Annotated in this window: 10 protein-coding genes; all 10 read right to left on the bottom strand. The window is 39.1% G+C overall.

Going from position 1 to position 13925, the window contains the following annotated elements; translation table 11 throughout:
* A complete protein-coding gene (locus tag ACFVT8_RS14375; protein WP_387081149.1) occupies positions 1-978 on the bottom strand; it encodes an ABC transporter ATP-binding protein in 978 nt (325 codons plus the stop codon).
* Between the two features lie 2 nt (positions 979-980).
* Positions 981-1976 (bottom strand): ABC transporter ATP-binding protein, encoded by a 996-nt coding sequence (locus ACFVT8_RS14370; protein ID WP_387081147.1) that lies wholly within the window; start codon positions 1974-1976, stop codon positions 981-983.
* Between the two features lie 14 nt (positions 1977-1990).
* Positions 1991-3442: an aldehyde dehydrogenase family protein gene (locus tag ACFVT8_RS14365; RefSeq protein ID WP_387081146.1), complete on the bottom strand. Its 1452-nt coding sequence runs from the start codon at positions 3440-3442 to the stop codon at positions 1991-1993.
* A gap of 10 nt (positions 3443-3452) precedes the next feature.
* On the bottom strand, positions 3453-4199 hold the full coding sequence (locus ACFVT8_RS14360; RefSeq protein ID WP_387081144.1) for an SDR family NAD(P)-dependent oxidoreductase: 747 nt from the start codon (positions 4197-4199) through the stop codon (positions 3453-3455).
* Position 4200: 1 nt separating this feature from the next.
* Positions 4201-5289 (bottom strand): tartrate dehydrogenase, encoded by a 1089-nt coding sequence (locus tag ACFVT8_RS14355; protein WP_387081142.1) that lies wholly within the window; start codon positions 5287-5289, stop codon positions 4201-4203.
* Positions 5286-6518 carry a M20 family metallopeptidase gene (locus ACFVT8_RS14350; RefSeq protein ID WP_387081140.1) on the bottom strand — a complete coding sequence of 411 codons (1233 nt, stop codon included), beginning with the start codon at positions 6516-6518 and terminating at the stop codon, positions 5286-5288. Before ACFVT8_RS14350 ends, ACFVT8_RS14355 begins: the two co-directional genes overlap by 4 nt.
* Before the next feature lie 887 nt (positions 6519-7405).
* Entirely contained in the window at positions 7406-8314 is a 909-nt protein-coding gene (locus tag ACFVT8_RS14345) for a hypothetical protein (protein ID WP_387081139.1), read from the bottom strand.
* A 495-nt stretch (positions 8315-8809) separates the two neighbouring features.
* Entirely contained in the window at positions 8810-9934 is a 1125-nt protein-coding gene (locus ACFVT8_RS14340; protein WP_387081138.1) for a conserved virulence factor C family protein, read from the bottom strand.
* 12 nt (positions 9935-9946) lie between these two features.
* Entirely contained in the window at positions 9947-11833 is a 1887-nt protein-coding gene (locus ACFVT8_RS14335) for an ABC-F family ATP-binding cassette domain-containing protein (RefSeq protein WP_387081136.1), read from the bottom strand.
* A 230-nt stretch (positions 11834-12063) separates the two neighbouring features.
* The gene (locus ACFVT8_RS14330) at positions 12064-13485 is read right to left on the bottom strand and encodes an anion permease (protein WP_387081135.1); all 1422 of its coding nucleotides are present in this window, start codon (positions 13483-13485) and stop codon (positions 12064-12066) included.
* Positions 13486-13925 lie beyond the last annotated feature (440 nt).

The raw sequence follows: 13925 nt of genomic DNA, 5'->3' as shown, positions 1-13925 counted from the left end.
TTATTTTTCATACAAAAAGCATGCTACCCGTTGATGTTTATTTTCTTCCTTAAGTTCTGGACGTTCCTGATGACATCTTTCCATCACATATGGACAACGCGTATGAAACACACAGCCTACAGGAGGATTCATAGGGCTTGGCAATTCTCCCTGTAACGATATTTCTTGTTTCGGTTTATCAAAATTGATAACTGGGATGGCTGATAGCAATGCCTGGGTATATGGATGCAGAGGATTCACATATAATTCTTTCTTCGTGCCAATTTCCACTACTCTCCCTAAATACAACACAGCCACTCGATCACTAATATGTTTCACAACACTTAAATCATGTGAAATAAACAAATAGGTCAAATGAAATTCATCTTGTAAATCCATCATTAAGTTCAAGACCTGTGACTGCACCGAAACATCTAATGCAGATACGGGCTCATCCGCAATAATGAACTCTGGATGAATAGCAAGAGCCCGCGCAATCCCGATTCGTTGTCTTTGACCGCCGGAAAATTCATGCGGGAACTTTTGCATAGCATCTTCTGGTAGGCCAACCTTTTGTAAAAGCTCCTTTACACGTTCTTTTCGTTGCTCTTTAGTTAATGTTAATTGTAATTTCATCGGCTCTTCGATAATGGCACCTACTCGCATACGAGGATTGAGTGATGCAAAAGGATCCTGAAAAATCATTTGCATTTGATTGCGATAGGTTTGGAGCTTACTTCCCTTTAACTGCTGAATGGGCTGACCTTTATAGAAAATTTCTCCCCCGGTCGGTTCAACGAGTTTTAAAATAGTTCGGCCAAACGTCGATTTTCCGGAGCCAGATTCTCCTACAATCCCAAGCGTCTCGCCACGGAAAATTTCAAGAGAAATATCATCGACTGCTTTAATGACTTTTTTCTCTTCCTTCATCGACTTACGTTTCACAGGGAAGTAGGCTTTTAAATGATTAATTTCAAGCAAAACTTCTTTCTTCGTCATGATCAAGCGCCCCCCTTCTCCGTAAATAAATGACAGCGTACTTTATGCTCGTCTTGAATATGGATTACCTCAGGCTGCACCTCATGGCATTGTTCCATCGCAAATGGACAGCGTGGTGCAAAGCGACAGCCCCCTGGCAACGCATAAGCCGGTGGAACAGTTCCTGGGATTGAGGGCAATCTTTTAACATCTGCGTCTAGATTAGGCATTGTTTTTAAAAGAGCTGTAGTATACGGATGCTTTGGATTCGTAAAAAGCTCTCGCACAGGTGCTTCTTCTACGATTTGTCCGGCATACATGACCATAACGCGATCTGCCGTTTCTGCTACAACGCTCATATCATGCGTAATAAATAATATAGCCGAACGATGTTCTTCCTTCATCTTCATCATAAGCTTTAAAATTTGTGCCTGTACCGTTACATCAAGTGCCGTTGTTGGCTCATCAGCAATCAGCAACTGAGGGTTATTGGACATTGCAATGGCAATCATGACACGCTGGCGCATACCACCTGATAATTGGTGCGGATATTCAGTAATAATCTTTTCTGCATTGGCAATACCGACTTCTTTTAAAAGCTGTAGTGATTTCTCCCATGCCTCTTTTTTTGAAATCCTTTGATGTCTACGAATGCCTTCCATCATTTGATTACCGATTGTAAAAACTGGATCTAATGACGTCATCGGCTCTTGAAAAATCATACTAATTTCATTGCCTCTTATATTGCTCATCTCTTTATTTTTATAGTTTAAGAGATTTTTACCATTCAATTTAATCGTACCAGCTGAGATTTCCCCTGGTGGTATAGGTAGTAACCGCATAATGGATAACGATGTAATACTTTTACCGCTTCCAGACTCACCTACAAGCGCAACGGTTTCTCCCTTACGGATCGTAAAACTTACATCATCAACCACTTTTGCCTGCTTACCATTTTTTAAATGGAATTTTATTTTTAAATGATTTACCTCTAGTAGCACTTCTTTTGGCTGATCCATATGCATCCCTCCATCTATCGATTTGGTGGTGCATAGCGTATCGCGATATTTTTCATTTGCGTATAATTTCTTAACGCGACAAAACCTTTTTCTCGACCAATGCCGCTCTTTTTATAGCCACCAAACGGCATTTGAATTCCGCCCGCTGCTCCATAGTTATTAACAAACACTTGTCCCGCTTTTACACGGCTTGCGACATAATGTGCAGTATCTAAATCCTTCGACCAAACCCCTGCAACTAAACCGTAGTCTGTACTGTTCGCTAAAGAAATCGCTTCCTCAACTGTCGTAAACGTCAATACAGTCAACACCGGTCCGAAAATTTCCTCCTGTGCAAGTACATCGTTAGCTTCTACCCCTGCCAGTATTGTTGGTTCAACATAATAGCCCTTTTCATATCCTTCAATCGTCAGTGTTTCACCGCCAGTGACCACATAACCATCTTCCTTCGCCTTTTGCAACAGTGTTGAAATCTTCGTATATTGTCGTTCATTTAGAAGTGGCCCCATATCAAAGTCTGCCTCACCCGGACCAACTTTTAAAGCTTGGAATTTTTGCACTAATTGAGCAATGAATTTTTCTTTGATACTCTCTTCAATTAGTAGTCTAGCCCCTGCTGAGCATGTTTGTCCGGCATTCTGAATAATGGCACGTACAACTCCATCAAGTGCTTGCGCCATGTTGGCATCCGCAAAAACTATATTTGGGGATTTTCCACCAAGTTCTAACGTTACGGGTACAACATTTTCAGCAGCTGATTTCATCACTGCAATACCTGTTGGAACAGAACCTGTGAACGTAATATGATTGATATCAGGATGAGATGTTAAATACGGCCCAACATCACGACCTAAACCTGTAATATGCTGAAAAATACCTCTTGGCAATTTATCCGCAAACCATTCCGTTATGGCGTGCGTAGTAAATGGCGTATCCTCAGCACTTTTGATAATTACTGCATTGCCAGTAGCAATGGCAGCCGCTACACTTCTCGCGGTGATTTGAATAGGATAATTCCAAGGCACTATATGTACGGTAATCCCGACAGGCTCTAACACTACCGCATTTAAAATACCGTCCTCAATGGGAATCGTATCCCCCATTATTTTATCTGCTGCCCCCCCATAAAACTCAAAATAGCGAGCTGCTGCTTCAATATCTGCTCTCGCTTGTGTTAACGGCTTTCCAACATCACGACATTCTAATAAACTCCATTCCTCTGCATGCTTACGTATATAGTGGGCGAATTCAACAAGTAGCTGTCCTCGTTCATAGGCCTTTATTTTCCGCCACTCTTCACTTTCAAACGCTACACGTGCAGCACGTACAGCCTCGTCGACATGAGTTTTACTCGCATTCGTAATTTGGGCAATGATTTCACCAGTAGAAGGGTTCATAACATCTAATACTGCCTCCATACTAGCGTGAACCCACTCACCATTTATAAACATCGGAATTTTTTTCACTTTATCCCTCCTAAAGTCCGCGACCACCGTCTACATGTAATGTCGTTCCTGTAACCATACTCGCTGCATCAGAGAGTAAATAACTTACTGCTCCTGCAATGTCTACTGGATCTACTAAACGTCCAAGGGGGACTGATTGAACAAAAACACTTTGCTTTGTTTGCTCGATGTCTGCTCCTTGTGCTGTAAATTGAGCGAGCATCTGTGTATCAGCTGGCCCTGGATGAATCGTGTTAACACGTATTTGGAACGGTGCTAGCTCAATAGCTAAACCACGTGTAAAGCTTTCTGCCGCCCCTTTAGAAGCAATATAGGCTTGCAAACCTGGGCGTGGACGTACAGCAGAAATGGATGCGATTGTTACAATGGCACCCTTTTTCCGCTCTTTCAAATAAGGAACGACTGCCTTTGTTGTAATAAATAAACTTTTAACATTGACATCCATTAACCGATTCCACTCGTCCATCGTTACTTGCTCAATTGGTGTTGCTGCCTGTGCTATACCAAGCGCATTGACAAGTCCGTCAATCCGTCCATACTTGTCGAAAACCTGCGTGAATACTTCGTTCACTTGCTCCTCATGTAAGACATCGACTTCAAAGCATTGCAAGGCATCCTGCGCTAAATCACTAAGAGAAGCTACTGATAAATCGAGCCCTACTGCAATATTGCCCTTTGCAAGCTGCTCCTGAATAATGGCTTTTCCCATACCGCCGCCAGCACCTGTAACGATAATGACCTGTTGTTCTACTGCCATGCTATACACCCCTTGCCGCTAAATTCATTTTAATAATCTCCTGACAAATCGCATCACCCATTTGTGCGGTTGTAGCCTGTCCACCAATGTCTGCAGTTTTCACAACACCTTCTCGAAGAACCGTCTCAATCGCATGTACAATTAACTGTTCTATATCCGGTCTTCCGATATGCCCGAGTAACAAAGCAAGTGACCAAATTTGTGCAATTGGGTTTGCTATGCCCTTTCCTGCAATATTTGGTGCTGACCCATGCACAGGCTCAAACATTGATGGGAATTCTTTCTCCGGATTTAAATTAGCTGACGGTGACAATCCAAGCCCCCCAACAATAGCTGACCCTAAGTCTGATAAAATGTCTCCGAATAAATTAGAGGCAACTACAACCTGAAAATCTTGTGGTCGCTCTACGAAATAAGCTACTAAAGCATCGATATAGATAGATTCTAACTCTAGTGCTGGTGAACTTTGTGCTAGAATTCTCTTAGCATGCTCATCCCAGAACTTCATTGAATGGATAATTGCATTCGATTTTGTCGCACTCGTAATTTTTGTTTTGCCATTTTTATAGGCAAAATCACAAGCTGCTTGGACAATTTTTTCTATACCGATTCGAGTCATAATCGTATTTTGAATCGTCATTTCCTGTGGTTGATTATGATAAATTCGCCCACCACTATCGGAATATTCCCCCTCCGCATTTTCCCGGAAAATAACAAAATCAATATCTCTTCCGTTGGCAAGCGGTGAGGCAATGCCAGGTAGTGATTTAATCGGACGGAAATTAACATATTGCTGGAAGCTTTTTCGTATCGGCATAATTAATTCCCATACTGTCACATCATCTGGAACACGAGCATCTCCAATAGCTCCGAATAATATCGCATCATATTCTTTCAATATCTCTAATGCATTGTCTGGCATCATCCAACCGTGTTTGAGGTAATAATCTGAGCTCCAAGGAAACATTGTTGTTTCTATTTGTAAAGATGAATCATGTTCCTGAAGAAAATTTAGTACCTTTAGTGCTTCTTCCATAACTTCCTTTCCAATGCCATCACCTGGGATCACTGCGATTTTTGTTAGAGTCATTGTACATCACCTCCTAAAAACTTTAATGCTGCCAAACGATAAATGGCTGTTGTTTCTGCTAATTCTTCGATATCTACATATTCGTCAATTTGATGGGGAATATCACGATCACCCGCTCCAACGGTTACGATCGGTACTCCATGGACATGAAGGAACGTTCCATCCGTAGCCCCTGGGACACCGTTATATTTCGGCTCTTTTTCCGTTACCTCAGCGACTGCCTCATAAATGGCTTGTACAACAGGATCCTCCTTCGCTGTTGCTGTTGCAGGACGGTTATCAAGCACTGTTAGCTCCACTTTAAAATCCGGATCATCTGCTTGCAGACGCTTAATAATTTCCTCAATTTTACCAAGAAGCTCTTCATGATCCTGTGCTGGTACAGTACGAATATCAAGCGTCGTCATACAATGATCAGGAATGACATTAATTTGCGCATCTCCTTTTACGGGTGCTCGTAAAATCGTTGGTGTAATAGATGGCCAATTAAGCATCGGATCACGCCCTAAACGTGCTTGCTCTTCTTTTTCCAATTTTTCTAGCTCCACGATAAAGCGTGCCATTCGCCAGTTCGGGTTAATGCCACTCCAAGAAATTGCACCGTGCGCCATTTTACCGAAGATATCAACTTTCAATCGTATTGCCCCACGCTGTGCGATACAAACATTGTTTTCCTCTGGCTCACAGATAATCGCCCCATCCACATCATCTGCCCAGCCATTTTTTATAAAATGTTTAATCCCAAGCATCAATCCTTCTTCATCACATGGAATACATAAAATAATCTTGCCAGTAAATTCTTCCTGATCCAGTAACAACGACTGACAAGCTGTAATCATACACGCAAGATTTCCTTTTGTATCATTTGTACCTCGGCCATACATTCGACCATCAATAATTTCTGCACCGAATGGATCGTACGTCCATGCTTCCCGATTTCCTTCAGTAACGACATCTGTGTGTCCTTCAAAGAGTAGTGTTTTTCCTGGTTTACCCGAATCAATAATACCAATGACATTTGGCCTACCTGGCACTACTTCCTCTATATGTGTTTCAATCCCAATATCACGTAAATATTGAGCGACATAATTCGCAACTTCTTGTTCATTGCCATTTGGATCGCCTTCTCGATAAACGCTTTCTATACGCACTAGCTTTTGTGTAAGTTCGATAACTGTTTCTCGGTCACGCATATAAGATTCCGTTGTCTTTAAACTTGTAACTGTCATTCAAACGCCTCCTCATTTTATAGAATATTCCGAATTTAAATAATTCTATCATTGTCCTATTAAACAAGTATTAGACAATTTGTTAATAATATATAAAATGCTTTTAACTTTATGTTTAGTAGTGAAAAGCTAGAAAACACAAAATAATATATATTATGTTATTTTTCGATAAAAAGAGACTTAAGAGAGGCCCTATAAAATTAATGTGTGGTTGATTTCCGTTCTGATTGAGTGCTTTGCCGGTGACGCTTCACTTTCGCACAGTTAAAACATTTAATGATGTTAAAGGTTACCTAACCACAGGTAACTACGAGGAAACGTATTACTGGACACAAAATGTTAGAGCTACGACTTTTGAAGATTTAAGGAGAACATTAGAGGATTTAGTGAAAGTCTGTTTTCGAAAAGATTGTTACTATTCAACTAACGCTGCAAGTTAGTTCACTAAGAGAAGAATATTTCTTATATCGCGTTTGAAAGAAAATGTTCCGTAAGGTGAAGCGTACTGAAGTAAGAAATTAATAAAGGGTCACTCTGCTGGAAGTGACCCAAAGTATAACTATACGATACTTTTTGAACTTATCTAGTTTCTTAACTTTCATTGAAGATACTTCTCCAAAATGCTTACAAATAGATAAAATCATTGGTGAACCCGAAAAATTTAGCTTAACGAGCCTAATTGTTTTTACATTTGCATAAGATCCGCCTAATTCACCTTGGGAAACGAATCATTACCACAAGTCTTACAAACTAAATTATCACCCTCCATTTTCACTACTTCTTACGAATATCAGGAATATACAAAGAATCATGCTTTAACAGGATGCGCCTTATTAATGAACCTTTGTACCAAACGTTAAAGTGTCTGTGTCGTGAAGTTACTCTAATTAGTTAGTGGATATGGCCATTAAATCATCATTTTCTAGCCAGTGTTTACCGCCGAGAAAATCAACTAAATAAAGCGGTTTGTAGTTGTTAGTAATAGTGGTATAAATTACTTCACCCGTTATCTTTAAGGCGGATATCATCACTTGTGATCTGATAGGATATTTAATATCGACGCATTCCTTTAGAACAAGGATGAATTGTTCCATAGAGCAAACACCAGTCTGGAAGATACGATGATTATCATCGGTCTCAATGTGGTATATAACTCCCCCGTCTTTTAATACATCGATTACGATTATATGTTGGAATTGACCAACTGAACGAGTAGCAGAATATCTACATCCTGTAACAGCCCGGTGGAATGGTTCTTCTTTATCCGGATGATACAAGCTTCTCTCTACTTGCTCCCAACCACTTTCTGTAAGGGCATTCTCAATATAACTAAAGATAGGGACGTATCGAATTGTGTTTTCTAGTATGAATTGTTTTATTTCTTCAAGTTCTTGAGCGAATGAGTTGTCGAAATTAGTTTCATCAAAATCTCCCTCGAAATACTTTTTAGTCAAATCTTTCATTTGACTTCTAAACTGTTGGGGGGGGATAAGCTCTGTAATGGCCCCTTCATATTTAATTACTTCAGATGTTTGGATATTACCTGATGGATCGAACAAGCATCGTTTGCCTAAATAAGATGTTTCTAAATATACTTTTAATAGTTTCATTTGCAAAACTCTGTTGTCTTGTATTATTGGGCGCCAAATTGCAATGATGTCATATCCAAAGACTTCATTCATTGCTAAGGCAAATATAAGGCTACGGTTAAGACAATAATCCAATAATGTTCTTCCTGTAGCGCCTACTCTAATTTCATTTAAAGGCAAGTCTACGAAATCGTATTTCAACTTCACTTATCTTCCCTCCTTAAAAACTATAATCTTGTTTTATTTGTCATTTGTTATTATTTATTATGCACTGTGCTCTTATAGCTTAAATTTCAGGGGTACCGATATACAATATGCCCCCGCTCTCCTAAGTTCCTGTTCTCCTGTTCCACTATAAAATAACTTGTGAGATTTCAATGTATGAAACTTGTGAAAAAAACATGACTGAAAGAATATCAAAGCGAAACTACTTGATCTTAGGAAATAATTTTTCCATTTTATTTACTTCTTTTGGATATAGGCCTTGTTTCATTGCCTTCATACGGCTAGTTGATCTGATTTCCCCAAATCTCCGACTGCTTCATACACATATCTCCAAATTATTGAACGCCTCCTGAAAATGCATTAAAATCAACCATAATCAGTATTTTCTAGGAAGCCAGTCTAATGAAAAAACGGAAATGAAATATAAAAAACCAGCATCTATTTTGAATTGCTCAAATAGATGCTGGTTTTTTCGTTTTATTGCTGGCGAGACTCTGTCATTTGCTTCCAAACAGATCCTTTTGCTTCCTCACCTTGTTCGATGCGGGCAATCGCCATTTTTACTTGTAGCTTCACTTCGAACTCTTTATCTTCTGCAGCAGCCTTTAATGCCGCTAATGATTTCTCGGTACCGACTTCATATAAGTACATAGCTGCACGCCAACGAACAAGTTTGTTTTTATCTTGTAATGCTTGTTGCATCGCGTCTTCAAATTCCACGAAGCCAAGATCACTCATACAATCTCCTGCAGTTCGACGCACCGCTGCACTTTTGTCCTGTAATGCCTTTTCTAAATATGGAACAACTGCCACATCTTCAATCATTCCTAAATAAACGGTTGCCAGTCGACGAATTGACATTTGCTCATCTTGTAACGCCAAATCTAATAACGGTAAATCATCTAGCTCTGGATCTGCCATTTGGTCAAGCAATTGGAAACGTTTTTCCCATTCCGGTTGCTTAAACTGTTCAACAGTTATTTTTAGTTTAGCTGACTTCTCAATAGTTTTCTCAGAATCATTAATCATTGCGACAATCTCTGCTAAACGTTCTTCAGAATATGTGACATCGATTTCTTCTTTTACTACTTCCGCAATTTCCTCAAGCTCTCCATAACGTACACCATAGTCAATCCATTTACGTTGGAAAATATAATTTTCATCAACAGCTGTCTCAATAATTTTATTGAAAGCTTTCACAAAGCGCTCACCACAGCTTACACGGTGCTCTCGTTGGTTATCAAAGACCTTTACTTGAAGTGGTACTTGCTTATAAAACTGCACATGAACGTACACTTCACCATAAAATTCATTAGCTACTTGTTCTGTGTTTACTTCATGTACATTTTCACCTAAAACTTGACGGATGCTTGCTAAAATACCTTCCCATGCATACTTTGCGTTACGCTCAACAGCAAAGAAATCTGCTACATGATAAACGCCTTTAACACCTTCGATTGCTAAAATTGCAGCTGCTTCACCAGTTGCTTCATCTTTATTATCCTTTGTAAAATTATAGCTTTTGCCAAAAGGTAACTCTGTATCAACGACAATCTTCATAGAATTAGGGCTCGGTGTCGGTTCAATTGTAATAATCTTCATGTATATCGCTCCTTATCCATTTACGATTTCATCTAAATATGACCATCTTTCAATAAGGTGCTCATATTGTGCATTTAGTTCATCTAGCTTCCCCGTTAATTCCTGTAGCTTTGTAAAATCAGAACCAGCGTTGGCAATACCTTCTTCTGTCTCCATAATCGCTGTTTCCGTCTTTTCTATTTCATCAGCAATCGTTTCCCATTCTTTCTGCTCTTTAAAGGATAATTTTTTCTTATCCGATTTAGGCTTTTCGGTCTTAGGTTTTTCGACTTTTGGCGCCTCTACTTTTACAGCGGCTTCCTGTTCGCGCTTTTGTAAATATTCACTGTAAATATCAAGCGTCTCATTAACATGCCCAAGACCATCTAAAATCCACAGCTTTTTCGCAATTCGATCTAAGAAAAAGCGATCGTGGGATATAGTGATAACGACTCCAGGGAAATGCTCAATGAAATCCTCGAGCACACCTAATGTTTCAATATCCAAATCATTTGTAGGCTCATCTAGTAACAATACGTTTGGTTGCTCCATTAATAATCGTAATAAATGCAGACGTTTACGCTCACCACCCGATAATTTACCGATAGGTGTACCGTGTGCATGAAGTGGGAATAAGAAGCGCTCTAGCATTTGAGCGGCTGAATAACGTACACCCTCTGCATCTGTGATATCATTTGAAGCTTCGCGGATATATTCAATCATGCGTTCATTTTCATTCATTTTTGGTAAAGTTTGTTTGAAATGTGCTAACTTCACTGTCGAACCAACAAGAATTTCACCAGCATCAGGTGTCAATTCTCCTGCTAGCATGTTCAATAATGTTGATTTTCCTACACCATTTGCTCCGATAATACCGATACGATCGCCCTGCTGTAGTAAAAATGAAAAGTGATCGAGGATTTTTTGTTGACCAAAAGCCTTTGAAATATTTTCAGCCTCTAAAACCTTCCGACCAAGACGAGTTGTTGCTAGGCCAATTTCAAGAGAAACATCCTCTGATTTACGCTCCAAGTTATCCTCTAACTGTTCGAAACGCTGGATACGTGCCTTTTGCTTCGTAGAACGCGCTTTTGCTCCACGACGAATCCATTTTAATTCTGAGCGATAGCGATTGCGATCTTTTTGTGCAGATGCTGCTTTCATTTCCTCACGAATAGCACGTGCTTCTAAATAATCCCCATAATTCCCTGTATGTCGGTATAATGTTTGATCAGCTAGCTCGTAAATATGAGTAGATAGCTCATCTAAAAAATAACGATCATGGGTAATAAAGATTACTGCTCCCTTTAATCGTAACACCATTTCCTGAAGCCACTCCGTTGACTGCACATCCAAATGGTTGGTAGGCTCGTCCAATAAATAAAGATCTGCCGGCTCTATTAATACTTTAGCTAAAGCAACGCGCTTTTGCTGACCGCCTGACAAAGTTAATACTTCTTTATCAAACATTTCAATGCCAAGCTTCGTTAGTGCTGTCTTAGCAAGTGCATTGACATCCCATGCCTGCTCCTCATCCATACGATGCTGCAAGCTAAATAGCGTTTTTTGTAAACTTTCCGAAGTCGGATTTAATGCAAGTGCAGCAACCGTTTCCTCATATTCACGATTAAGTTTTAAAATAGGTGAATCCCCTGCAAACACTGCTTGTAACACAGTTTCTCCACTTTCAAAAGTAGGTTCCTGTGGTAAATAAGCTACACGGTATTTATTTGGGCGGTCAACATTCATTGAATCCGCTTCGATTTCACCTGCTAAAATAGAAAGCAATGTGGATTTACCAGTACCATTAATACCAATTAGCCCAGCTCGCTCCCCTTCATAAATCGTAAATTCAATATTTTGAAAGAGCGTTTTATCGCCCACTGTTTTCGTTAAATTTTGTACTATTAAATGACTCATTACACTTGTCCATCTCTTTCATTAGGTGTTGTTTAGTGTCCATACTACTTTTTATATGTAGTTTATTATTGATATCCATTTTTATCATAACACCAAATGACAGGTAAACAAAGGACAACAAACTCTTCTTACCTATCTAAAAAAATTGTGCCTAATGAAGAAGAATTAAAAATCTCAAAAAAAATATCCGGATAGAAATATTTTCTATCCGGATAAAGAAGCTAATTATTTCACCAATAACCTAGAAGCTTCCACCATAGTCCTCCTACTATAACAAAAATCAGGATAGTAACAACGGAAACTACAAATCCAACTGTCCACCATTTTTTTTGATCAATATAACCTGCACCAAAGAAGACCGGTGCTGGACCAGAGCCATAATGAGTAGTGGCACCAAATAAATTACTAAATGCCGCTAATAATACAGCTGCCAACATAGCAGGTGCTCCTGCTTGCAGCATAACAGATAAAAATGCAGCATACATCGCACTAATATGGGCAGTAGAACTCGCAAAGAAATAATGAGAATAGAAATAGACTAATGCTAATATTAAAACAGCCCATATCCAACTATACCCAGATACAAGTCCACCAACTTCATTACTAAACCATGGAATCAGCCCTAGTTTGTTCATAAAAGATGCCATCATAAATAGCGTTGCAAACCAAACTAACGTATCCCATGCTCCTTCTTCCTTTTTGATATCTGCCCATGTTAATACATTTAATAATAACAGCAATGAAAGACCTATAAGAGCTGCTGTAGTGGCACTAATGCCTAAGTAGTCTCCACCAATCCATAACGACAACACAGCTACAAATACTACAATCATTCGTTTCTCAGAACTTTTCAGTGGACCAAATTCATCCAGTTTCTGTTTAGCGATTGCTGCTGCCTCAGGTGTTTCCTTGATTTCAGGCGGATAAATTTTATAAATAACATAAGGAACAACAATTAAAGCTGTTAACCCAGGGACAATCATTGCAACTGCCCAACCAAACCAAGTAATAGTTACTCCAGCTGAATCACTAGCTAGCTTAACAATTAAAGGATTTGCTGCCATAGCTGTCATAAACATAGCAGACGTTATTAAATTCCCTTGAAAGCCTACCTTTAAAAGAAAGGCACCCATCTTACGCTCTGTCCCGTCTTCTGGTTTAGATCCGAAAGTATGAGATAATGACTGGATGATTGGGAATATAACACCACCAGCACGAGCTGTATTACTAGGAATAGCTGGCGCTAATATTAGGTCACTCGCTAGTAAAGAGTAAGACAAACTCAAAGTTTTTTTCCCAAAAAGACGAACAAATACATAGGCAATTCGTTCCCCTAGTCCAGTTTTAATAAATCCACGAGAAATAAAGAAGGCAATAACAATTAGCCATATCGTTGAATTTCCAAAACCGCTTAATGTCTCTTCAATAGTTAATGTATTAGTTATGGCAATCATAGCCATAGCAATAAAGGAGATAGCCCCCATTGGCAATGGTTTAGATATAAATCCTATAATTGTCGCAACAAAAATAGCGAACAGATGCCACGCTTTTTCATCTACTCCTGTAGGTACTGGACAAAACCAGATAGCTACGCCAACAGCAAGGGTAATGAGGAAAGGAATCCATTTTACTGTGCTTTTTGCTTCTTTCATGATGTAAAACTCCTTTGACGGTTACCCCAATGTATTTTATAAAGAGATTTCTCCCATGATCTAATATTATTTGAATGTAATATAGACCTAATTTTTGATCCCCATTGTCGAAAAAACATAAGTTATTATATATGCTTTATGTAACGGATGAAAAGAGTTTTGACTCATTTCTCTTTTTTTAATGAATAAAAATTAGAAATATCGCCCTTTTTTTATTTTAACTTTCTTGTTAAAAACTTTTGACAATATCAAATTCATCGAAGTTAGCATGCGCCAGATCAACTGAAAAGATACTTATATCATGAACTTCAATGCGAGAATCAATCCCCCGCATTTCAGACAGTTTCATATTGATGATACAATTGCAAACTCATATCCTGCTCGAGCGGCTGTCTATAAAATTGAAGTATAAAAAATCCGATGTCTATTGAAATAGACAT

This window comes from Lysinibacillus sp. NPDC058147 (assembly GCF_042884205.1).
Lineage (GTDB): Bacteria > Bacillota > Bacilli > Bacillales_A > Planococcaceae > Lysinibacillus.
The sequence above is the reverse complement of the archived record's forward strand: the minus strand, read 5'-3'. Positions and strand labels throughout refer to the sequence as shown.